The sequence below is a fragment of the Ideonella benzenivorans genome (assembly GCF_020387415.1).
Lineage (GTDB): Bacteria > Pseudomonadota > Gammaproteobacteria > Burkholderiales > Burkholderiaceae_C > Ideonella > Ideonella benzenivorans.
This window is the reverse complement of the sequence record NZ_JAGWCB010000012.1, coordinates 601,617-623,291: the sequence shown is the minus strand read 5'-3', so window position 1 is coordinate 623,291 and position 21,675 is coordinate 601,617. Positions and strand designations below refer to the sequence as shown.

Annotated in this window: 18 protein-coding genes; 6 read left to right on the top strand and 12 right to left on the bottom strand. The window is 68.6% G+C overall.

From position 1 onward, the window contains the following. Positions 1–69 precede the first annotated feature (69 nt). The 3 genes from KGA65_RS15635 to KGA65_RS15625 are packed head-to-tail and all read left to right on the top strand — an operon-like array spanning position 70 to position 4,536. Complete coding sequence (locus KGA65_RS15635) at positions 70–486, top strand: Hpt domain-containing protein (RefSeq protein WP_225864032.1); 417 nt, start codon at positions 70–72, stop codon at positions 484–486. Further along, on the top strand, positions 483–2,732 hold the full coding sequence (locus tag KGA65_RS15630; protein WP_225864031.1) for a putative bifunctional diguanylate cyclase/phosphodiesterase: 2,250 nt from the start codon (positions 483–485) through the stop codon (positions 2,730–2,732). Before KGA65_RS15635 ends, KGA65_RS15630 begins: the two co-directional genes overlap by 4 nt. Positions 2,733–2,766: 34 nt before the next feature. Then, positions 2,767–4,536, top strand: a complete 1,770-nt coding sequence (locus KGA65_RS15625; RefSeq protein ID WP_225864030.1) for a GGDEF domain-containing protein — start codon at positions 2,767–2,769, stop codon at positions 4,534–4,536. Positions 4,537–4,557: 21 nt separating this feature from the next. On the opposite strand, the gene cadR is transcribed toward KGA65_RS15625, so the two are convergent. Continuing rightward, positions 4,558–5,028: a Cd(II)/Pb(II)-responsive transcriptional regulator gene (gene cadR / locus KGA65_RS15620; protein WP_225864029.1), complete on the bottom strand. Its 471-nt coding sequence runs from the start codon at positions 5,026–5,028 to the stop codon at positions 4,558–4,560. A gap of 41 nt (positions 5,029–5,069) precedes the next feature. On the opposite strand from cadR, the gene KGA65_RS15615 reads away from it, so the two are divergent. Further along, positions 5,070–7,418, top strand: coding sequence for a heavy metal translocating P-type ATPase (locus KGA65_RS15615; RefSeq protein WP_225864028.1), 2,349 nt, complete (start codon positions 5,070–5,072; stop codon positions 7,416–7,418). A 50-nt stretch (positions 7,419–7,468) separates the two neighbouring features. Here KGA65_RS15615 and KGA65_RS15610 read toward each other — a convergent pair whose 3' ends face one another. From KGA65_RS15610 to KGA65_RS15595, 4 genes are all read right to left on the bottom strand, one after another. After that, on the bottom strand, positions 7,469–9,883 hold the full coding sequence (locus KGA65_RS15610; protein WP_225864027.1) for a YgiQ family radical SAM protein: 2,415 nt from the start codon (positions 9,881–9,883) through the stop codon (positions 7,469–7,471). Positions 9,884–10,132: 249 nt separating this feature from the next. Beyond that, a complete protein-coding gene (locus KGA65_RS15605; RefSeq protein WP_225864026.1) occupies positions 10,133–10,591 on the bottom strand; it encodes a thioredoxin family protein in 459 nt (152 codons plus the stop codon). Between the two features lie 104 nt (positions 10,592–10,695). Further along, positions 10,696–11,262 carry a GNAT family N-acetyltransferase gene (locus KGA65_RS15600; protein WP_225864025.1) on the bottom strand — a complete coding sequence of 189 codons (567 nt, stop codon included), beginning with the start codon at positions 11,260–11,262 and terminating at the stop codon, positions 10,696–10,698. Between the two features lie 184 nt (positions 11,263–11,446). Continuing rightward, entirely contained in the window at positions 11,447–11,995 is a 549-nt protein-coding gene (locus KGA65_RS15595) for a P-loop nucleotide/nucleoside kinase family protein (RefSeq protein WP_225864024.1), read from the bottom strand. A gap of 187 nt (positions 11,996–12,182) precedes the next feature. Between KGA65_RS15595 and KGA65_RS15590 the strand changes: the two genes are divergently transcribed. Next, entirely contained in the window at positions 12,183–13,715 is a 1,533-nt protein-coding gene (locus KGA65_RS15590) for an IS1182 family transposase (RefSeq protein ID WP_225864023.1), read from the top strand. Positions 13,716–13,898: 183 nt separating this feature from the next. On the opposite strand, the gene KGA65_RS15585 is transcribed toward KGA65_RS15590, so the two are convergent. Further along, positions 13,899–14,411: a hypothetical protein gene (locus KGA65_RS15585; RefSeq protein ID WP_225864022.1), complete on the bottom strand. Its 513-nt coding sequence runs from the start codon at positions 14,409–14,411 to the stop codon at positions 13,899–13,901. 209 nt (positions 14,412–14,620) lie between these two features. Next, positions 14,621–15,739: a DUF748 domain-containing protein gene (locus KGA65_RS15580; protein WP_225864021.1), complete on the bottom strand. Its 1,119-nt coding sequence runs from the start codon at positions 15,737–15,739 to the stop codon at positions 14,621–14,623. Positions 15,740–15,795: 56 nt separating this feature from the next. Here KGA65_RS15580 and KGA65_RS15575 point away from each other — a divergent pair, with 56 nt between their 5' ends. After that, the gene (locus tag KGA65_RS15575) at positions 15,796–16,692 is read left to right on the top strand and encodes a DUF429 domain-containing protein (protein ID WP_225864020.1); all 897 of its coding nucleotides are present in this window, start codon (positions 15,796–15,798) and stop codon (positions 16,690–16,692) included. Position 16,693: 1 nt separating this feature from the next. Here KGA65_RS15575 and KGA65_RS15570 read toward each other — a convergent pair whose 3' ends face one another. Genes KGA65_RS15570 through KGA65_RS15550 form a run of 5 tightly spaced genes read right to left on the bottom strand, consistent with a single transcriptional unit; the run spans position 16,694 to position 21,532 of the window. Further along, complete coding sequence (locus KGA65_RS15570) at positions 16,694–17,413, bottom strand: hypothetical protein (protein WP_225864019.1); 720 nt, start codon at positions 17,411–17,413, stop codon at positions 16,694–16,696. A gap of 55 nt (positions 17,414–17,468) precedes the next feature. Next, complete coding sequence (gene rocF, locus KGA65_RS15565; protein ID WP_225864018.1) at positions 17,469–18,389, bottom strand: arginase; 921 nt, start codon at positions 18,387–18,389, stop codon at positions 17,469–17,471. Positions 18,390–18,409: 20 nt separating this feature from the next. After that, positions 18,410–19,306: an LOG family protein gene (locus KGA65_RS15560; protein ID WP_225864017.1), complete on the bottom strand. Its 897-nt coding sequence runs from the start codon at positions 19,304–19,306 to the stop codon at positions 18,410–18,412. A 2-nt stretch (positions 19,307–19,308) separates the two neighbouring features. Beyond that, a complete protein-coding gene (locus tag KGA65_RS15555; RefSeq protein ID WP_225864016.1) occupies positions 19,309–20,076 on the bottom strand; it encodes a HesA/MoeB/ThiF family protein in 768 nt (255 codons plus the stop codon). A 19-nt stretch (positions 20,077–20,095) separates the two neighbouring features. Then, entirely contained in the window at positions 20,096–21,532 is a 1,437-nt protein-coding gene (locus tag KGA65_RS15550; protein ID WP_225864015.1) for a S41 family peptidase, read from the bottom strand. Positions 21,533–21,675 lie beyond the last annotated feature (143 nt).

Sequence of the window (21,675 nt, the reverse complement as noted above, 5' to 3'; positions counted from 1 at the left end):
TGTGCTGTTCGGGGCACAATGCGATGCACTTGAACGGACCGACGCGGTTGCAGACACACGCATTCCAAGATGTTTGACGCCAACAGGGATCCAGGAGCCGACGCCAATGGCGACGGCGCTCGCTCAGAACCGGTGCTGGACAACGCCAGCCTGGATCAGCTGCGGGCGCTCGATCCCCACGGGGGCAGCTTCCTCAAGCGCGTGCTGCAGACCTATCAGCGCTCCCTGACGCAGCAGCAGCAGGGCATCGACCAGGCTTTCGGGGCCGGGGAGTGGCAGGCCCTGTCGCACGCCGCCCACGCGCTCAAGTCCGCCTCGGCCAGCGTGGGGGCGCTGCAGCTCTCCTCTCTGTGTGCCAGGATGGAGCAGGGGGTGCGTGAAGCCCGCCTGGATGACATGGGCTCGCTGGTCGAGCAGTTCCGGGCGGAAGCCGTCCGGGTCCATGCAGCCGTGGCCGAACTGCTGGACGGTGGTGGCCTGCCATGAAGGGCGGCGGCACGTCTCCACTCCAAGAACTGGTCGAGGAGCGGCCGAAAGTCCTGCTGGTTGACGACGACGAAGTCAACCTGATGCTCGTCTCGACGGCGCTGACCCAGCACGGTTTCGACGTGACCCAGGCCAGCAGCGGTGACGAGGCGCTGCGCATCCTGGGGGGCTGGATTCCGGACCTGGTCGTGCTGGACGCCCGCATGCCCGGGCTCGATGGTTTCGAGACCTGCGAGGAGCTGCGCGGCATGTACGGGCTGGAGAACGTGCCCGTGCTGATGTTGACCGGCCTGGACGACGAGGCCTCGATCAAGCGGGCCTATGACGCCGGGGCCACCGATTTCTTCGTCAAATCCACCCAATGGAGCCTGCTGGTCGGTCGCCTGCGCCACATGCTGCGCGCGGCCCGCACCCAGCAGGAACTGATCCGCAGCCGGGCCAAGCTGGCGCGGGCCCAGGATCTGGCCCGCATGGGCAGCTTCGAGTGGTGGCACCACCCCGAGCGGGGCTTGCCCAGCGGCCTGGACCTGTCCGAGGAGGCCTTGCGGGTGTTCGGCAGCGCGCCGGACGACAAGCTGAGTTTCCGGGATCTGCTGCGCATGATGACGCTGGAGGAGCGCCACGCGCTGATCCGCGGCATGCGCCAGATCGTGCGCCAGGTCTTCGGCATTGCGATGGACGTGCCGCTCTCGCGCGGCGTCAAGCGCAACCGCATCATCCACGTCGAGGGCGAGCCCGAGTTCGGCGAGTACGGCCAGTGCATCGGCTACACCGGCATCGTGCAGGACGTCACCGAGCGCCACCAGGCCGAGGACTCCATCCGCAAGCTGGCCAACAAGGACCCGCTGACCCAGTTGCCCAACCGGCGTCAGTTCAACTGGCGGGCCGAGCGGGCGCTGGAGCAGGCGCGGCGCATGGGCCATTCCATGGCCTTGCTGCTGATCGACCTGGACCGGTTCAAGAACATCAATGACACCCTGGGCCACGCCGCGGGTGACGAGCTGCTGCTGGAAGTCTCGATGCGGCTGCGCAGCTGCGTGCGCCACAGCGACCAGATCTTCGATGGCACGGTGGAGGCCGTCGGTTCCCGTTTCCACCGGGCGCTGGAGGCGGTGGGCCGCCTGGGCGGCGACGAGTTCGTCGCCCTGCTGCCGGAGGTGGACGACGAGCGCGATGCCGGCCGGGTCGCCCAGCGCATCCTGGAGGCCTTGCGCCAGCCGGTCTACGTGGCCGACCAGGAGTTCTTCGCCACCGCCAGCGTGGGCATCGCCATCTACCCGCGGGACGGCCAGACCGTGACCGACCTGATGCGCAACGCCGACGTGGCGATGTACGCCGCCAAGGACCGCGGGCGCAACGGGGCCGTGGTCTACACCCCCAACCTGGCGGTGCGCGACCGCGAGAAGCTGGAGCTGGAAACCGCGCTGCACAAGGCCATCGAGCGCAACGAGCTGGTGCTCTATTACCAGCCCAAGGTGGATGCGCAGAGCGGCCAGCTGATGGGGCTGGAGGCCTTGATGCGCTGGAAGCGCGGCGACGTGCTGGTGCCCCCCAACGAGTTCATTCCGATGGCAGAGGAGACCGGCCTGATCGTGCCCTTGTCCGAATGGGCGCTGCGCGAGGCGGCCCGGCAGGCGCATGAATGGCAGCAGGGCTTCGGGTTTTCCGAGTCGATCGCGGTCAACATGCCCAGCCGCATGTTCCTGCGTCAGGACCTGATCGACCTGATCCATGCCGCCGTCAAGCCCTACGGCATTCCGCACCGCATGCTGCTGCTCGAGATCACCGAGAGCAGCCTGATGAAGGACCTGCAGAGCATTCTGCCCACGCTGCATCGCCTCAACGAGGTGGGGGTGCAGATCTCGGTGGACGACTTCGGCACTGGGTATTCCTCGCTTCAGTATCTGACCGAACTGCCGATCTCCGAGCTGAAGATCGACCGTTCCTTTGTCAGCAAGCTCGGGCGCGAGCCCAAGGCGAGCGAGGTGATCCACCTGATCATCTCGCTGGCCCAGGCGCTCAGCCTGCGCGTGGTGGCCGAGGGTGTGGAGAACACCACGCAGATGAACCTGTTGCGCAGCCTGCAGTGCCGCATGATGCAGGGGTACCTGATCAGCCGTCCCATGCCCGGCGCCGACCTGCCGGCCTGGGTGGCCCAGCATGTGGCGGCCCCCAGTGCCATGGTGGCCATGGAGCCGCTGGCCCTGGGTTCGGCCCCGACCTCCCATCCGGCAACGCCCCACTGAGCCTGTGCACGGGGCGCTGCCTTCCAGCCCCGAGATGAACCTGAACACCGAATTGACACCGGCCCAGATCGCCAAGGCCGCGCTGCGTCGCCTGGCCGTGGCCCAGCTGGAACCCACGCCCGAGAACTATGCCCAGGCCTGGGCCGAGGAGGGCGGGCCGGTCGCGTCCAGCCTGCCAACCCGGGCCCGGCCGGTGCTGGAGCGCCTGGCCCAGCGTGCTGGCGAGGACGCCGCCCAGCGGGGCGAACTGCAGCAGGCGGTGCTGCAAGGGCAGTGGGACCAGGCCTTGCGGCTGTTGGACCGCAGCGAGGACGGCAGTGCCGGCCAGGCCCAAGCTTGGGCCCAACTGATCGAGCGCCTGAGCCGTGGCCTGGAACGCGGCGGCCGGCAGTGGACGCTGGCCCGCAAGAAGGAAAGCCTGCAGCGGGTGCTGGAGTCCAGCCGCAGTGACGCCCAGCGCCTGCTGCACCGCCTGAGCCAGCTGGTGGGCTCCTGGGACACGGAAGGCGCTTCGCCGCTGGCCGAGGACGACACCCCGGTTGCGGAGGCGTCGGACGCCGGGGCAGCGGCGCCGGCCAGCGTCGCCGACGGGATGCCGTCCCAAGCGGACCACGACCATTGGGTGGCGGTGGTTCAGCCGCTGGAATCCACCGTGCGGGCCGCGTTGCCGCCCGATGTCGAACGCGCCAGCGCCCTGGCCGATGAACTGGGGGCGCTGGCCGACCGGCTCGCCGAGGACGGCGTCAGTGCCGAGCTGGCCGGCTCCGTGGCCGAGGTGTGCGGCCGGGCCCGCCGGCTGCTGGCCCACCGCCACCACCTGCTGGACCAGGTGCACCGCCTCAGCCAGGAGCTGGCCGGCGGGCTGGCCGAGCTGTCCGAGGACGACAGCTGGGTGCAGGGCCAACTGACCGGCCTGAAAGAACAACTGGGCGAGACGCCCAATGCGCGGGGCGTGCAGGCCGCCACCGCGATGCTGGCCGAGACCCGACGCCGGCAGCAGACGCTGCGCCAGGAACGCGACCAGGCCCGCCAGGCCCTGAAGGACCTGCTGCAGCAGATGCTGGCGGAGCTCGGCGAGCTGGACCAGCACACCGGCCGCTTCAGCGACGGCGTGCTGCGCTATGCCGAGACGGTGCAGAACGCCGAATCGCTGGAGAGCCTGACCGAGGTGGTGCGCGAGATGGTGGCCGAGAGCCGCAGCGTGCACGGCCTGGTCAGCGCGACCCGCGGTCGGCTGCAGGAGGAGCACCGCCGCGCCAGCGACCTGGAGGCCCAGGTCCGCGCGCTGGAGACGGAGCTGCGCCGCCTCTCCGACGAAGTGGCCACCGACGCCCTGACCCAGGTCGCCAACCGCCGCGGCCTGATGCAGCAGTTCGAGGTGGAGCAGGCCCGCATCGCCCGCGAGGGCAGCCAACTGGCCATCGGCCTGCTGGACATCGACAATTTCAAGCGCCTGAACGACACGCTGGGCCACAGTGCCGGCGACGAGGCGCTCAAGGCCCTGGCCGACCATGTGCGCCGTTCACTGCGGCCGGTCGACGCCGTCTCCCGTTTCGGGGGCGAGGAGTTCGTCGTGCTGCTGCCCGGCACCGCGGTGGACGAGGCACAGCAGGTGCTGACCCGCCTGCAACGCCAGCTCAGCGCCAGCCTGTTCATGCACGAGAACCGCGAGGTGTTCGTCACCTTCTCGGCCGGCGTGACGCAGTACCGCGCCGGCGAGCGGCTGGAAGAGGCGCTCGAGCGTGCCGACGAGGCGCTCTACGAGGCCAAGCGCACCGGCAAGAACCGCACCTGCGTGGCCTGAGCGCGCCCGCGCACCGGGCGCTCAGTGCCCGCTGTGGCGGTGCGCGGCCCGGCCATGCACCCCGTCCACATGGGGCGGGGTGTCGGCCGCGCTGGCCGGGCCGGCTGGCTGGCCCAGCTCGGCCAGGATGCCGCATTCGCTGCCGGGAATGGCCTGGCAGCGGCCACGCAGTTCACGCAGCTGGCGGGCCAGGGTCTGCAGCTCCGCGATGCGCTGTTCCACATGGCCGATGTGGGCATCCAGCACCGCATTGGCCTCGCCGCAGTGCGCGGCCGGGGCGTCGCGGTAGGCCAGCAGGGCCCGGATCTCGTCCTGCGCCATGTCCAGCGAGCGGCAGCGGCGGATGAAGGCCAGCCGCTGCACATGGGCCTCGCCATACACCCGGTAGTTGCCGGCACTGCGCGGCGGCGCCGGCAGCAACCCTTCGCGCTCGTAATAGCGGATGGTTTCCACCGGGGTGGCCGTGGCGGCAGCAAGGTCTCCGATCTTCATGGCTTGACTCTACACTGGCTACAGGGTTTGCAATGCCGTCCATGAGTTCTGAACCACGTTCCACCCCCGTCTCCGCGGCGCCCTGTGCTGGCCATTGCGCTTGTGGGGCCTCGTCGGCGCCGGCGCCCCACGCCCATGACCATCACGAGCACGAGCACGAGCACGAGCACGAGCACGAGCACGAGCACGATGCGGCGGACTGTGGCTCGGCCGCCTGCGCGCTGCCGCCGCCGTGGATGCCGGGCGAGGGCCCGGTCCTGCACCTGCGGGTGCCCGCGATGGACTGCGGGGCCGAGGAGGCGGAGATCCGCCGCGCGCTGGAGCCGCTGACGGGCATCCAGGCGCTGCGCTTCGACCTGGGGCGGCGCCAGCTGAGCGTGCAGGGCGAAGAAACCGTCTTCCCGGCTGTCGAAGCCGCGTTGCGAGGCCTGGGCATGCCCGGCGAGCGCCTGGCCCAGGCGCCGGCCGAAACGGACGAGGCGGTGCGGGCCTGGCCCCGGCTGGGGGCGGCGCTGGTTGCCGCGGTGGGGGCCGAGATGGTGGCCGTACTGGCCCCGGCGGATGGGCCGTGGCGGGTGGCGGGCATGGTGCTGGCGGTGCTGGCCATCGCGCTGGCCGGGTTGGGCACCTACCGCAAGGGCCTGGCCGCGCTGCGTGGCCTGCGCCTGAACATCAATGCGCTGATGACCGTGGCCGTCACCGGGGCCTTCGTGATCGGCGACTGGCCCGAGGCCGCGATGGTGATGGCGCTCTACGCCATTGCCGAATGGATCGAAGCCCGGGCCGTGGACCGCGCCCGCAACGCGGTGCGCGAGCTGCTGGCGCTGGCCCCGCAGGAGGCCGAGGTGCAGCAAGCGGATGGCAGCTGGCGGCGCGTGGGCACCGCCACGGTGCCCGTCGGGGCCCGGGTGCGGCTGCGGCCGGGTGAGCGCGTGCCGCTGGACGGTCTGGTCGCCGAGGGCCGCAGCAGCCTGAACCAGGCCCCGATCACCGGCGAGAGCCTGCCGGTCGACAAAGGGCCGGGCGACCCGGTCTATGCCGGCAGCATCAACCTGACGGCCGCGCTGGAGCTGCAGGTCACCGCGCCGGCTGACGACAGCCTGCTGGCCCGCATCACCCACGCGGTGGAGCAGGCCCAGGGCGCGCGTGCGCCCACCCAGCGCTTTGTCGACCGCTTTGCCGCGGTCTACACCCCGCTGGTGTTCGTGCTGGCGCTGTTGGTGGCCGTGCTGGGGCCGGTGCTGGCCGGCTGGCCGGTGCTTGATGGCGTCTACCGCGCGCTGGTGCTGCTGGTCATCGCCTGCCCCTGCGCGCTGGTGATCTCGACCCCGGTGACGGTGGTCAGCGCGCTGGCCTCGGCCGCCCGCCAAGGGGTGCTGGTCAAGGGTGGGCTCTTCCTGGAGCAGGCGCGCCAGCTGCGGGCCGTGGCCCTGGACAAGACCGGCACGCTGACCGAGGGGCGGCCGCGCCTGGTGGCCCAGGAATGGCTGGACGGCGCCGCCGACCCGGCTGTGGCGGCCCTGGCCTGGGCGGTGGCGTCGCGTTCCGACCACCCGGTGTCGCAGGCGATCGCCGCCGGTCTGCCGGTGCCGGCCGTCCCGGTGGCCCTGACCGAGTTCGCGGCCGAGGTGGGGCGGGGTGTGCAGGCCCGGGCCGAGGGCCTGGTCACCGTGCGCCTGGCCAACCACCGCTGGGTGGAGGACCTGGGCCTGTGCTCGGCGGCGCTGGAGGCCCGCATGGCCGTGCATGAGCGCGAAGGGCGCAGCATCACCTTGCTGCTGGTGGACCAGCAGGTGCGCGCGCTGTTCGCGGTGGCGGACACCCTGCGGCCCGGCATGCGGGAGGCGCTGGGCGAGCTGGAATCCCTGGGGCTGACGCCGGTGATGCTGACCGGGGACAACGCCCGCACCGCCCAGGCGGTGGCGGCTCAGGCCGGGCTGCGCGAGGTGCGGGCCGAACTGCTGCCCGAGGACAAGCTGGCGGCCATCCGCGAGCTGCAGCAGCGCTACGGCCCGGTGGCCATGGTGGGCGACGGCATCAACGATGCCCCGGCCCTGGCGGGCGCCGACATCGGCGTGGCCATGGGCGGTGCCGGCACCCATGTGGCGATGGAGGCGGCCGATGTGGTCGTCATGAACGACGACCCGCGCCGGCTGGCGCTGCTGGTGCGCTTGTCACGCCGCACGCACGTGGTGCTGTGGCAGAACATCGCGCTGGCGCTGGGCATCAAGGTCGTGTTCCTGGCGCTGGCGGTGTTCGACCACGCCAGCATGTGGATGGCCGTGTTCGCCGACATGGGGGCCAGCCTGCTGGTGGTGGGCAATGGCCTGCGGCTGCGGCGGCCGCTCCCGGTGGCCGAGCCACCGGCCGGCGGGAGCACCCCGCGCTGAGTCAGGTTGCCCCGCCCTCGCCCATCCGGCTTGTCAGAAGCCTGACCGGCTCACTGGCCACCGCCCCGTGAGCCCCGTCCCCCCGGCTTGCCGCGGCCGCTGAACTTGGGCGCGGCGCCCCGGCCGGCCGGCGCGGGCCGGCTGCCCGTCTCGCGCGGGGGCAGGCCGGTGTGCTGGGTCAGGATCTGGCCCTTCACCGGTGTCCGGGCCGCGCCCTTGGCGGCGGGCTTGGCTGGCGCCGGGGTGGAGTTGCTGCGCCGCGCGCTCTGGTAGCTGCCGTCAGTGCTGGGCTGCCAGGTCGGGATCAGGTGGTGCTTGCCGTTGCCGATCAGGTCGGCGCGGCCCATGGCTTTCAGGGCCTCGCGCAGCAGCGGCCAGTTGTTGGCGTCGTGGTAGCGCAGAAAGGCCTTGTGCAGGCGGCGGCGCTTCTCGCCGCGCACGATGTCCACCTTCTCGCCCTTGCGCGCGTCGCGGCTGATGCCCTTGAGCGGGTTCAGGCCCGAGTGGTACATGGCCGTGGCGGTGGCCATCGGGCTGGGGTAGAAGGTCTGCACCTGGTCGGCGCGAAAGCCGTTGCGCTTCAACCAGAGCGCCAGGTTCATCATGTCCTCGTCGCTGGTGCCCGGGTGGGCGGCGATGAAGTAGGGGATCAGGAACTGCTGCTTGCCCGCCTCGGCGCTGTACTGGTCGAACATGGCCTTGAAGGCATCGTAGGTGCCGATGCCGGGCTTCATCATCTTCGACAGCGGGCCGCCCTCGGTGTGCTCGGGGGCGATCTTCAGGTAGCCGCCCACATGGTGCTGCACCAGCTCCTTGACGTACTCGGGCGACTTGACCGCCAGGTCGTAGCGCAGGCCCGAGCCGATCAGGATCTTCTTGATGCCCTTGAGCGCCCGCGCGCGCCGGTAGATCTTCACCAGCGGGCCGTGGTCGGTGTTCAGGTTGGGGCAGATGCCGGGGTAGACGCAGCTGGGCTTGCGGCAGGCCGCCTCGATCTCCGGGCTCTTGCAGCCCAGGCGGTACATGTTGGCCGTGGGGCCGCCCAGGTCGGAGATGACGCCGGTGAAGCCCTTGACCTTGTCCCGGATCTCCTCGACCTCGTGGATGATCGAATCTTCCGAGCGGCTCTGGATGATGCGGCCCTCGTGCTCGGTGATGGAGCAGAAGGTGCAGCCGCCGAAGCAGCCGCGCATGATGTTCACGCTGAAGCGGATCATCTCCCAGGCCGGGATCTTGGTCGCGCCGTCGTGGCTGCCGTGTTCGTCGGCATAGGACGGGTGCGGCCCGCGCGCGTAGGGCAGGTCGAACACATGGTCCATCTCGGCCATGGTCAGCGGGATGGGCGGCGGGTTGATCCACACGTCGCGCAGGGCCGGGCCCTCGCCGTGGCGCTGCACCAGTGCGCGGGCGTTGCCGGGGTTGGTCTCCAGGTGCAGCACGCGGCTGGCGTGGGCGTAGAGCACCGGGTCGCTCTTGACCTGCTCGTAGGCGGGCAGGCGGATCACCGTGCGCTCGCGCGGCGTGGTCACGGCCCGGCCGTCGGTTTTGGCCAGCGGCTGGCGCACCAGGCGGATGGGCTGGGCCACCGGCGTGGTCGGTGCGGGCTCGGCCGTCGCGTCTTGGGCCTGGGCGCAGGCCACGCCCTCGGCGGCGGCCTGCTCCTCGGTCGTCAGGTAGGGGTTGAGCAGGGCGTCGATCTTGCCCGGGGCGTCCACCTCGGTGCTGTCCACCTCGAACCAGCCGGCCAGCGCGGGGTCGTCCGGCTTGCGCAGGAAGGCGGTGCCGCGCACGTCGGTGATGCTCTCGATGGGCTGGCGTCGCGCCAGGCGGTGGGCGATCTCGACGATGGCCCGCTCGCCATTGCCGTACACCAGCAGGTCGGCCTTGCTGTCCACCAGGATGGAGCGGCGCACCTTGTCGCTCCAGTAGTCGTAGTGGGCGATGCGGCGCAGCGAGGCCTCGATGCCGCCGATCACCACCGGCACCTCCTTGAACGCCTCCCGGCAGCGCTGGGTGTAGACCAGCGTGGCGCGGTCGGGCCGCTTGCCGGCCACACCGCCGGGCGTGTAGGCGTCGTCACTGCGGATCTTCCGGTCCGCCGTGTAGTGGTTGATCATCGAATCCATGTTCCCGGCGGCCACGCCGAAGAACAGGTTGGGCCGGCCCAGGGCCCGGAAGGCGTCCGCCGAATGCCAGTCCGGCTGGGCGATGATCCCCACGCGAAAGCCCTGCGCCTCCAGCACCCGGCCGATCACCGCCATGCCGAAGCTGGGGTGGTCCACATAGGCGTCGCCGCTGACGACGATGATGTCGCAGCTGTCCCAGCCCAGCTGCTCCATCTCCTGGCGGCTTGTGGGCAGGAAGGGGGCGGTGCCGAAACGCTTGGCCCAGAACGGCCGGTAGGCGGTCAGCGCCTTGGGCTTGGCGGGCGCGCGGGAGGTGGGGGCGTCAAGGGTGATGGACACGGCGGCGGCGGCAGCCGGCCCGGCGTGGAGGCCAGGCACAGCAAGCAGGAAATGGGGGCGGCAAAGCCGAAAGCCGGGCGGGCAACAAGGCCTCGTCCGGCAGCAGAAGGCCCTATTGTCCCCGCTGGCGGCTTGGGGCGCGATAACCCCACCGGGGGCCCGGCGAAGTCTTCACGGCCTGAGGCGGAGCCGGGGAGGCCGGTCGGGCCCACCGAAGCCGCTCGCCGAGGGCCATTCGGCCCGGCACGGCTAGGACTGCAACTTGCTGAAGTCGACGACAAGCGCGAGGTAGCCGCCCGCCGCGGGAGTGGTCAGGAACCGCTGCAGCGCCTGCCGCGCTGGCTGGCAGGGCGCACACCAGTCTGCGTAGTACTCGACCACCAAGTACCTGTGCTTCGGGAGTCCTGGGTAGCTGATCTCCTGACCACGCGGGTCGCGCAATCCGGTGAAGTGTTCAAGAACATTTTCCCCATACACAAGCCGCTTGCAGTCAGGCGGAGGCCCCAGGCCACCGGGCGAACTGGGCTTGTCCGAGACACAACAGAAGGCCTGACCGGCGTGATCCCTCACTTCCTCGAATTCATGAGGCCAAACGCTTCGGTCAATCAGAACGCCGTTCGCGTTGTACAGATGGACTCTCGGAAAGGTCAGCCCCTTCATCGACCTCATCTGTGCGAGGGCGTAGGAACCGATGATCACCTTGGGCATCGCAGCCCATGCCTGCCAACTCGCGGTCAGGAGGGATGTGGCAAGAAATGCGCGGCGACTGTATGGCATGGCGGTGCGAGCCAGCTCCTGCGAGGGGGCATGCCTCACTCAGCGGTGCCCTGGCGTGTCTGCCACTCATGGCGGCTGATTACATGGGTGGCCAATTCGGTCCCATACCAAGACTCCAGGCCGCGGTAGCGCATACCCAGCCGATCCATGACGCGCCCAGAGCTCACGTTTTCCGGATGCCGTACAGCGAAGAGATCCTTGGCGGCGAGGGACTCGAAGGCGAAGGCAGCCATCCGTTGCGCGGCCTCTGAAGCCAAACCCTGACGCCAAAAGTCAGGGTGGAGACGCCAGCCGATTTCCAGCGGATTGCTGCGCAGGCTCTCTAGGTCATCAGGCGGATTCGCCTCTCGACGCAGGTACTGAATACAGCCCGCACCCGCCACGCGACCGCTGTCCAAGTCAATGAAGGCCCACCAACTGGTTCCCAAGACCGCCCAGCAGCGCTGCACCCGCGCGATCGCCGCCGCAGTCTGGTCGCGGGTTTCAGGCTGACCACTGATGTAGCGCATGACCTCAGGACGCCCATTCATGTCGTGCAGGCCGTCGAGATGATGCCCCGCGAAGGGCTCAAGGCGAAGGCGCGTGGTGTGCAAAATGGTCATGGGAGCAGTGCCGGAAGTGCTGCGAAGTCTAACGAGGTTGTCGAAAATACGTTCATCAAGAACTGGCCGAAACTCGGGAGGACTTTCAACCCTCTCCGAACCTCGATCGGCGATCCTGGAGCTCTCTGAGAGTCGATTTTCAGCCAGAGAATATTATCTGGGCTCCAGAGGGTTTGCTACAGCCTCAAAATGAGGGGTTAGCCCAGGCCTCGACTAACTGCACAAGCAATGTATTAAGCTCCACTGGCTGCTCTGTATTGACTTCCACGAGACGGCCAATGCCAAGCGGGCCTTCCGACTCGTACTGCTCAAACCGTGGAAGCTCCTCCGCGACTGATCTCTCATGATCGAGATGCCCCGCGTGCCGAAGACGGCCGAAGAAGCGCTTGACCGCCACCTGGGGCGCGCACCGACAGTACAACTCGGTCACCTCCCCCGACAGGAAGGACAGCCAAGTAGACGGGGTACCGGATGTGGCCTCGGATCCAGGACGCCGCCACCAAGACACGATCACCGCGCCGGCCGATTGCTCTGCCACCCTTTGCAAGACGGCATCGGCCGCCCGGCTCAGCCTGGCACGTTGCTCCGAACCGCCGACACCTAACGACTCGAACAAGGACTCAAGGATTTCATCCTTGTCGAGCAGTGGCAACCCCAGTGCTTGCGAGATCGCTTTGCCAACGGTTGATTTGCCGCTTCCCGGAAGACCAGTGACCACCACGAAGCGGCGCATTTTGGGGCTAACGAAGCTGTAGCAAAACCCCACCCATCGCGGTCCCGGTGCGGTCGAGCAGCATGTTGATCTCAGGCATGGGACGTCCGTGTCGGTGCTTTGTTCGGATGTGGGATGAATGGCCCCAGCCTATCGTTGCGGCATGGGGCTTGCAAGGTGAATGTGTCGCCTTGTACTGGGGATGCCCATGGCCCGCTGCCGCCCCGTTGCCAACCAACCCTGCTTCCTGCCGGTGGTGCTGTCCGAGCAGTTGTTGCCCGGCACCTTTGAATTTGCCCTGAACCACCTGATCGATTCCGGTGCGGTGCCGCTGGACGGATTCGATGCCCACTACCGCAACGACGAGGTGGGGGCGCCGGCCGTCTCGCCCGCGGTGCTGCTCAAGGTGGTGTTGCTGGGCTATTCGCGCGGTCTGGTCTCCAGCCGTGCCATTGCCTCGGCCTGTGAGCGCCACGTCACCTTCATCGCCCTGTGCGGGCAGGACGCCCCGCACTTCACCACCGTGGCCCGCTTCGTCTCGCGCCTGGCCGGGCCCATCGCCGCGGTGTTCCAACAGGTGCTGCTGGTCTGTGACGCCCAGGGCCTGATCGGCCGCGAGATGTTCGCCATCGACGGCGTGAAGCTGCCGGGCAACGCCAGCAAGCGCCACAGCGGCAGCCGCGCCGAACTGGCCCAGCGCGCCGGCAAGATGCTGGACGCGGCCATCACCATGCTGCGTCGCCACCAGGCCAGCGATGGTGAGCCCCTGACGCCCGAGCCCACGCTGGCCGCCCGCGAACAACGCCAGGTCGAGCGCCTGCGCCACGAAGCCCAGCGCATCGTCCGCTTCCTGGCCGAACACCCCCAGGACAAGCCCGGCAGCCGCGGGGCCATCCGCAAGAGCAACGTCACCGACAACGACTCGGCCAAGATGGCCACCGACAAGGGCGTCATCCAGGGCTACTGCGGCGTGGCCACGGTGGATGCGGCCCACCAGGTCATCGTCGAGGCTCAGGCCCATGGCAGCGGCTCTGAACAGGCCCTGCTGCTGCCGGCCGTGCAGGCCGCGCGGCCCCACATGGCAGCGCACACGGTCATCACCGCTGACGCGGGCTACCACTCGGAGGCCAATCTGCAGGCCCTGGCCGAGCTGGGCGTGGCCGCCGTCATCGCCGACAACCAGCGCCGCCAGCGTGACCCCCGCCTGACCGACCAGGCCAAGCACCGCCAGCAGCCCGATCCGCTGCACGACAAGACAGCCCAACCCGACCAGCCCAAACTCTTCGGCCCCCAGGACTTCCAACACGACCCGGCCCAGGACCGCTGCACCTGCCCGGCCGGCCACACCGTGCAAGGCGGTCATGAAGCCCAGCAGCGCGGCTATGTCTCACGGCGCTACCGCTTCCAGCCCAACCAGTGCGGGCCCTGCGCGCTCAAAGCCCAGTGCCTGAGGAAACCCGAGACCACGCCCGCACGCCAGGTGGCCTTCCACCAGGCCAACACCGGGCAGGGCCATCCGCACACCCAGCGCATGCGTGCGCTCATCGACAGCCCCCAGGGCCGGGCCCTGTACGACCGGCGCATGGCCACCGTGGAGCCGGTCTTCGCCAACCTGCGCCACAACAAGGGTTTGCGCCGCTTCACCCTGCGCGGGCAGAAGAAGGTCGACGGGCAGTTCAAGCTCTTCTGCCTGGCGCACAACATCGAGAAGCTGGCCAAGGCTGGGTATGGGATGAGGTGACGGCCGCAGCCAAGGGGCCTGGTCGCCCCGTTGGTAGCCCCTGGGAGGGCCTGCGGGCATATCCCAGACACCAAGCCACGCTGCAAACCCAACGCAGGGCAGAAAGCAAAACGGCGCCCACCAGGGGCGCCGTGTCAGTTCGAGGCTGCAAGACAGGGTTTGGCTACAGCCTCAATGTTTGAATTAACCGGGCTGCGGGGTATTTTTCACAGGTCCGGTTGAATGAGTTGTTAGGTTGTGAATCAATGCTTTTAAGTGACTCCAACCCGCCTCGTCTACTTTTAGATCTTTCTTGCCATCTTGGGTTTCGAAGTTTTTGCCAAGGTTCAAAGTACGTTCTTTGCCGCCCCTTTGCCCCCTTGCGGTACTTTCGTCTGTCGAGACTGCTGAAAGATGGGGCTTGATCTCATTGAGCGAGGCAATGACATACTTCGCCTGGGGTTTTTTTCGCTGAAGAAGAACAGCAATCAGAATATCGAACCCATCGTCGAGCTTGCCGTTAATTGCATTCTTTTCTGGCCAATCGATTGTTTTAACTTGGATCCTTATGTTTGCACCATGTTCGTTGAGAATAACAATATCCCACCCATTTTGAGTTGGGCCGTTCGCCAAGTAGCATTCATATCCTCGCCTGAGCATCTCTCCAAGCACAAGATACTCACCACTTGCACATGAGGATGATTTTTCGATGGACATAAAACCTAACTATTCATATACGTCAAAAGTGACGCATAACACCCCGACAAGACGGATAACATTCCAGCACATTGTTTGCCAAGTTCCTGTCGCGGTTGAGAATTTTCTGTCCGATGCAGGATAACATTCCACGCGGCGGCGTCAAAAGCGGCAAAGCCACCCCCATTTGGGGGTGGGATTATCACTGGTAGTGATCCCGCACCGATCAATCAGCGCCCAAACAGCCCCTTGATCATCTGCCCCACGCCTTCCACCACCCCACCGACGCTCACCCCCACCGATTTGGCCAGCCCGGTGGCGAAGCGTTGGGCCAGGCTGTCGTTGACCGAAAAGTTCGGGTCGTCCAGCCGGCCGTCCAGCGTGAAGTGCACCTCAATGCGGCCTTTCTCGGCCAGGGTGTTCAGGACAGCTTGGCGACCGGCGGTGCCCAGGCGGTCCCACCAGCCACTGCCGTGGGCCAGTTCCAGTCCGGTCAGCGTGACCGTGCCCGGCGCGCGCAGGCGGTTGGCCTTCAGGTCGACTTGCATCGCCAGGTCCAGCCGGCCCTGGCGGATGCCGCCGGCGTTGACCGTCAGCAGGTAGGGCTGCAGCACCCGCAGGTCCACTGTGTGCAGCTGGGCTTTCAGCCGCGCATCGTGGCGGGCCGGGGTCAGGCTGCCTTCGATCTTCAGCTGGCCGTCGTGGTTGGCCGCGCCCCCGGCGCCGCGCAGCAGGCCCTGCATGTCGAGCTGGACGGGTTGGGCCAACCGGGGCAGGTGCAGACCGTCCACCTGGGCGGACAGGTCGTCCAGCTGCAGGTGGTGGGGCCGGCGCAGCGCCGGGCGCAAGGAGTCGTCGTACAGGTCCACCCGCACCCCGCTCAGCCGCAGCTGCTGGATGACCAGGGTGTCCGGGCTGTCGGCCAGGGTCGATGCGGCGGAGGCCGGGGCGGCAGGGGAGGAGGGCGTGTCGAGCAGGCCGGGCAGCAGCCGCAACCGGCCAGCCCGGTCCCGCAGCAGGCTGATGTGGCCGTCTTCCACCACCAGCTGGTGGATGCGCCAGGGGCCGCTCCACAGGCTGCGCAGTTCGGGCTGGACCCAGATGCGCCGCACCGAGGCTTCTTCCGGGTCGGGCCAGCCGGGGGCGGCGGCCAGTTGCAGGCCGGTGATGGTGACGCCATTCCAGTTCACCGTCAGTGCCTGCACCTGGGCTCGCGGCCCCAGGGCCTGCCGTAGCGCGCCCTGCAGCTTCCACAGGGCCGCCTGCCAGGCGCCCCAGAGCCCGGCACACAGCACCACCCCGCCGGCCAGCGCCCAGAGGCCCCGCCGCGTCATCTTCGATATGGCCATGCCGGCATTGTCGCCAAGCGGGGCGGCGGGCTGGGCGGTCTCGGCACAATCGGCGCATGTCGCATCCGCTTCCCGAATCCGCCTCGGCCTCGGCGCTGTTCCCGTCTTTGCCCGGGGCGCCCGGGGCCGAGCTGCCCTTGCTGGGCGTGGATTTCAGCAGCGCCCCCAGCCGCCGCAAGCCGGTGGTTCTGGCCTGGGGGCGGCGGGTGGGGGCCAGCGTGCGGCTGGATGCGGTGGAACGCTGCGCCACCTTGGCGGCTCTGGCCGAGCGACTGTCCGCCCCGGGGCCCTGGCTGGGCGGCTTTGACCTGCCGTTCGGCTTGCCGCGTGAGCTGCTGGTGAACTGGGGCTGGCCGCTGGACTGGGCGGCGGCGATGGCGCGCTACGCCAGCCTGCCGCGCCCCGAGCTGCGGGCCCGCTTGGTGGCGTTCTGCGCCGCCCGGCCGGTGGGGGACAAGTTCGCCCACCGGGCCTGCGACCGGCCGGCGGGCTCCTCGCCCAGCATGAAGTGGGTCAACCCGCCGGTGGCCTGGATGGCCCACGCCGGGGTGCCCCTGTTGCGCGCGGCCGGCGTGACGCTGGTGGGCCATGCCGCGGGCGACCCGACACGGCTGGCGCTGGAAGCCTACCCGGGCTTGCTGGCGCGGGCGGTGCTGGGGCGGCGCAGCTACAAGAGCGATGACCTGGCCAAGCAGACGCCCGAGCGGCTGATCGCCCGTAAGGACCTGGTCGAGGCCTTGGAGCAAGGGCGCCAGCCCTGGGGCCTGCGCCTGCGGCTGAGCCACGCCCAGCGGGAGGCGCTGGTGGACGACGCCCGCGGCGACACGCTGGACGCGGTGCTGTGCCTGATGATGGCCGCCTGGGGTGCCGCGCAGCCCCGTTGCGGCTGGCCGGAGGCGGCGGACCCGCTGGAAGGCTGGATCCTGGGGGCCCCCGCAACAGCGTTCGCGTGACTCAGTTCGAGCGCAGGCTCAGCGTGCCCACACCGTCGGTGGAGATGTCTGTCGCGGTGATGGAGGCTTGGCTGCCGATCGTGCCGTTGACGTCGATGGCCACGCAGTCCTTCTCGGTGTAGCTGCCGCTGCTGACATAGTCGGTCTGGCTGTTCATGCAGAAGAAGGGTTGGCCGTTCTGCAGCTCCAGACTCCATCTGAGGGTGCCGGTACCCACCAAGGTGGCACCGGCGCTGCAGCTGTCATACAGCTGGTAGCTGGCCAAGGAGCCGCTGTTGCCGATCGTGGCATAGGCGGCAGGGGGCGTTGGCTGGCTGGCCACTTCGCAGTAACCGTCGCTGTCCACGCTGCCCATGTAGAGCAGGTTGGCGTCCAGGTACCAGCTGCTGGTGCTGGTGCTGGTCGAACCCGCCAGTGAGACGCTGGTGCTGCTCTGCAGCACATGCGCGTTCACATCGTTGGCCGGGAAGTGCGCATCCGCCAGCGGCGTCAGGGCCAAACTGGCAGTGGTGGCGTAGCTGGCGGAACCCCCTCCAGCGGCCTGAAAGGTGGTGGTGCCGGACAGCGACCAGCTGCGGGCCCCGCCGTCATACAGGTTGGCCCACGCCGTGCCAACGGCGTAGGACGTGGTGGAACCCGCCTCGCTGTCACCGCCGCCGCCACAGGCGCTCAGGGCCGCGGTGGCGATCAGTGCAACAGACACACGGTAGAAACGTTTCATCGGCCCTCCCTGGGCATTCCCGGACAAGGGTCAATGCTACCCCGCGCGTGGGCCGTCAGGTCTGGGGTCGCATCAAGGTGCTCTTGCCGAACAGGCTCTCGATCAGGTCCACCGCCAGCGTGGCCGTCTTGTTGCGCACGTCCAGCGCGGGGTTGAGCTCCACCACGTCCAGGCTGGCCAGCCGGCCGGTGTCGGCGATCATCTCCATGCAGAGCTGGGCCTCGCGGTAGGTGGGGCCGCCCGGTACGGTGGTGCCTACGCCCGGGGCGATGTCCGGGTCCAGGAAATCCACATCAAAGCTGACATGCAGGTGGGTGTTGGCGTCCAGCGTGGCCAGGGCCAGCTCCATGGTGTGGCGCATGCCCATCTCGTCGATGTAGCGCATGTCGAACACCTCCAGGCCCTGCTCGTGGACGAAGCGTTTTTCACCGGCGTCGACGCTGCGGATGCCGATCTGACGCACCCACTTGGGGCTGATGGCCGGCACCTGGCCGCCGATCTCGATCAGTTCCTGGGGCCCGAAACCGCACAGGCAGGCCACCGGCATGCCGTGGATGTTGCCGCTGGGCGTCAGCGCGCTGGTGTTGAAGTCGGCGTGGGCGTCCAGCCACAGCACGCGCAGCTTCTTGCCGGTGTCGCGGCAGTGGCGGGCCACCGCGCTGATCGAGCCCAGCCCCAGGCAGTGGTCGCCGCCCAGCAGGATGGGCAGGCGGCCGTCGCACAGCTCGGCGTAGACCGCGTCGTGGACCAGGCGGTTCCAGGCGGCCACCTCGGGCAGATGGCGGTAGCCCTGCAGCGGTGGCTGCCAGGGGTTGGACGGGCCGACCAGGTTGCCCCGGTCACGCACCGCCAGGCCATGGCTTTCCAGGATGGGGCCGATGTTCGCCACGCGCAGGGCTTCTGGCCCCATGCTGGCGCCCCGCGCGCCCGCCCCGATGTCGGTGGGCGCGCCAATGAGGGTGACTTGGTTCAGCATGGCGCGATTGTGCGTCGGCGTCAGGCCGATGCGGGGTCCGGATCGCGGGCTTCCAGCTGCAATCCCTCGTCCTGCACCAGGGCCTGCCAGGCCTCTTCGGCGGTCTCGACGAAGCGGAACAGCGACAGATCCTGCGCGTTGATCATGCCGGACTCCACCAGCCAGTCGAAATCGATCAGGCGGGTCCAGAACTCACGGCCGACCAGCAGGATGGGGCGGCGCCGGCTCTTGCCGGTCTGGGTCAGGGTCAGGGTCTCGAACAGCTCGTCAAGCGTGCCGAAGCCACCCGGGAAGCACACCAGCGCCACCGAGCGCATCAGGAAGTGCATCTTGCGCAGCGCGAAGTAGTGGAACTGGAAGCACAGCTCCGGCGTGATGAAGGGGTTGGGCTCCTGCTCGTGCGGCAGCACGATGTTCAGGCCCACGCTCTTGCCGCCGGCTTCGTGCGCGCCACGGTTGCCCGCCTCCATGATGCCGGGGCCCCCCCCGGTGCAGACATAGACCGGCGTGGCCAACGAGCGGGAACGCTCGGTGATGAGGCTCGCCAGGCGGCGGGCCTCTTCGTAATAGGCGCTCATGCGCTGGCGGGTCTCGGCCCGGCGGATGGCCTGTTCCTCACCGCTGGCCCGGGCGGCGTCCAGCTCGCGGGCGGCCTGCTCCAGCGAGGGAATGCGGGCGCTGCCGAAGATCACGATGGTGCTGTCCACGCCCTGTTCCTGCTGTACCAGTTCGGGCTTGAGCAGCTCCAGCTGCATGCGCACCGGCCGCAGGTCCTTGCGCAGCAGAAAGTCGTGGTCGGTGAAGGCCAGCTGGTAGCTGCTTTCCGGACCGCTGTAGGGCGAGGGGGTTTTCTGGCGGGCCGCTTCTTCTTCGGCCGACGGGAAACGGGGATCGATCTGGTGCGGAGGGGGGGCCATGGTCAACCGTGAACGGAGCGGTGGAAGGACGCGCAGACCGGGCAGTCCGGCGCGCGGGGAATGCGGATCTCACTCCAGCGCATCTGCCGGGCATCCAGCATCTGCAGCCGGCCGGCCAGCGAGCTGCCAACGCCGGTCAGCAGCTTGAGCGCCTCGGCCGCCTGGGCCGCGCCGATGATGCCCACCAGCGGCGCGAACACGCCCATGGTGGCGCAGCGGACTTCCTCCACCGCGGCATCGGGCGGGAACAGGCAGGCGTAGCAGGGCGCCTCGGGCTGGCGGCTGTCGTAGACGCTCAGCTGGCCATCGAAGCCGATGGCCGCGCCGCTGACCAGCGGCCGGCGGTGGCGCACGCAGGCGGCGTTGACCTGCTGGCGGGTGGCGAAGTTGTCGCTGCAGTCCAGCACCACATCGGCTTGAGGCACCCAGGCATCGAGCAGGGCGGCATCGGCGCGCTGGACCAGGGTGTCGACCCGGGCGCCAGGGTGCAGCCCGTGGATGGCGGTGGCGGCCGAGGCCACCTTGGGCTGGCCGATGCAGTCCTGGGCGTGGGCGATCTGGCGCTGCAGGTTGGTCAGGTCCACCGTGTCCGGGTCGACCAGCGTGATGCGGCCGACACCGGCACTGCCCAGGTACAGCGCCACCGGCGAGCCCAGCCCGCCAGCGCCGATCACCAGCGCGTGGGCGTCCAGCAGGCGCTGCTGTCCTTCGATGCCGATGTCGTCCAGCAGGATGTGCCGCGAAAAGCGCAGCAGGTCGTCGTCGGTCACGCGGAGGGCGGCGCGGTGCTTACTGCGCGGAGCCCTCGGCCTTGCGCTCGGTCATGGTCTTGCTGACCACCACCGGCTTGCCCTTCAGGCGGTTGAGCGCCTGGGCCAGCTGGAAGTCGTCGGCGCTGCCGAACTCGGGCAGTGGCTTGACGGCATTCTTGTCCTTGGCGATCTGCTCCTCGAGCTTCTGGCGGGCTTCCTCACGGGCCTTCTCGCGGGCAGCATCCTGTTGGGCCTCGGGGCCGTTGGTCAGGTGCTTGTCGAGGTCGGCCTCACGGGTGCGCAGGGCGGCGAAGACATTGCCCTCGGCGGTTTCGTCCAGCCAGACCTCGGGCACGATGCCCTTGGCCTGGATGGAGCGGCCGCTGGGGGTGTAGTAGCGCGCGGTGGTGATCTTCAGGGCGGTCTCGGCCGACAGCGGGCGCACAGTCTGCACCGAACCCTTGCCGAAGGTCTGGGCGCCCATCAGCGTGGCGCGCTTCTGGTCCTGCAGCGCACCGGCGACGATCTCGCTGGCGGAGGCCGAGCCTTCGTTGACCAGCACCACCAGCGGCACAGACTTGACCGCGGCCGGCAGCTTCTTGAGCGGGTCGGTGCTGCCGCGGCGGAGGTAATCGTCCGGCGTGGCGCGGAAGGTGGCCTTGGATTCGGGGATCTGGCCGTTGGTGCTCACCACCACCGCGTTGGCCGGCAGGAAGGCGGCGGCCACCGCGACGGCGCTTTCCAGCAGACCGCCCGGATCGTTGCGCAGGTCCAGCACCAGGCCCTTCATCTGCGGGTTCTGCTTGAACAGTTCCTCAAGCTTGCGGGCGAAGTCATCGACCGTGCGGTCCTGGAACTGCGTGATGCGGATCCAGCCGTAGCCCGGCTCGATGGTCTTGGCCTTCACGCTCTGGACGTGGATTTCTTCGCGGGTGATCGTGACCGGGAAGCTGCGGTTCTCGTTCTTGCGGAACACGGTCAGCACGACCTTGGTGTTGGGCTCACCGCGCATGCGCTTGATGGCCTCGTCCATGGTCAGGCCCTTGACGGCTGCCTCGTCGATCTTGGTGATCAGGTCGCCGGACTTCAGGCCGGCGCGGTAGGCGGGCGAGCCTTCGATCGGGGAGACGATCTTGACCAGACCGTCTTCCATGCCGATCTCGATGCCCACGCCGACGAAGCGGCCAGAGGTGCCTTCGCGGAATTCCTTGTAGGACTTCTTGTCGAAGTACTGCGAGTGCGGATCCAGCCCGGACACCATGCCGGAGATGGCGTCGGTGATCAGCTTCTTCTCATCGACCGGCTCGACATAGTCGGTCTTGATCATGCCGAACACGGCCGCCAGTTGCTGCATTTCTTCCAGCGGCAGGGGGCCATAGCTGTTCCGGGCCTCGGCCGTGAACTGGATGGTGGTCAGCGCACCGGCCACTGCTCCCATCGTGAGCAGCCCCACCATCTTCAACTTGGCACCCATCTGTGACGTCCCGCTTTCTATGCACGCAGGGCGGCAGTATAGAGCCGCCCACCTGTTCCCAGCGCCGGAGAAGACCGGATTTGGCCGGAAAGTTGCTTGGATCTGGGGGCGGGAAGCGCCGTCACAAGGGCCTCAGCGCGATA

Excerpts from the sequence above, each read along its gene's own strand:
- KGA65_RS15635 (WP_225864032.1), top strand. The coding sequence starts at position 70 with ATGTTTGACGCCAACAGGGATCCAGGAGCCGACGCCAATGGCGACGGC.
- KGA65_RS15630 (WP_225864031.1), top strand. The coding sequence starts at position 483 with ATGAAGGGCGGCGGCACGTCTCCACTCCAAGAACTGGTCGAGGAGCGG.
- KGA65_RS15625 (WP_225864030.1), top strand. The coding sequence starts at position 2,767 with ATGAACCTGAACACCGAATTGACACCGGCCCAGATCGCCAAGGCCGCG.
- cadR (WP_225864029.1), bottom strand. The coding sequence starts at position 5,028 with ATGAAGATCGGAGACCTTGCTGCCGCCACGGCCACCCCGGTGGAAACC.
- KGA65_RS15615 (WP_225864028.1), top strand. The coding sequence starts at position 5,070 with ATGAGTTCTGAACCACGTTCCACCCCCGTCTCCGCGGCGCCCTGTGCT.
- KGA65_RS15605 (WP_225864026.1), bottom strand. The coding sequence starts at position 10,591 with ATGCCCAAGGTGATCATCGGTTCCTACGCCCTCGCACAGATGAGGTCG.
- KGA65_RS15600 (WP_225864025.1), bottom strand. The coding sequence starts at position 11,262 with ATGACCATTTTGCACACCACGCGCCTTCGCCTTGAGCCCTTCGCGGGG.
- KGA65_RS15595 (WP_225864024.1), bottom strand. The coding sequence starts at position 11,995 with ATGCGCCGCTTCGTGGTGGTCACTGGTCTTCCGGGAAGCGGCAAATCA.
- KGA65_RS15590 (WP_225864023.1), top strand. The coding sequence starts at position 12,183 with ATGGCCCGCTGCCGCCCCGTTGCCAACCAACCCTGCTTCCTGCCGGTG.
- KGA65_RS15585 (WP_225864022.1), bottom strand. The coding sequence starts at position 14,411 with ATGTCCATCGAAAAATCATCCTCATGTGCAAGTGGTGAGTATCTTGTG.
- KGA65_RS15580 (WP_225864021.1), bottom strand. The coding sequence starts at position 15,739 with ATGGCCATATCGAAGATGACGCGGCGGGGCCTCTGGGCGCTGGCCGGC.
- KGA65_RS15575 (WP_225864020.1), top strand. The coding sequence starts at position 15,796 with ATGTCGCATCCGCTTCCCGAATCCGCCTCGGCCTCGGCGCTGTTCCCG.
- KGA65_RS15570 (WP_225864019.1), bottom strand. The coding sequence starts at position 17,413 with ATGAAACGTTTCTACCGTGTGTCTGTTGCACTGATCGCCACCGCGGCC.
- rocF (WP_225864018.1), bottom strand. The coding sequence starts at position 18,389 with ATGCTGAACCAAGTCACCCTCATTGGCGCGCCCACCGACATCGGGGCG.
- KGA65_RS15560 (WP_225864017.1), bottom strand. The coding sequence starts at position 19,306 with ATGGCCCCCCCTCCGCACCAGATCGATCCCCGTTTCCCGTCGGCCGAA.
- KGA65_RS15550 (WP_225864015.1), bottom strand. The coding sequence starts at position 21,532 with ATGGGTGCCAAGTTGAAGATGGTGGGGCTGCTCACGATGGGAGCAGTG.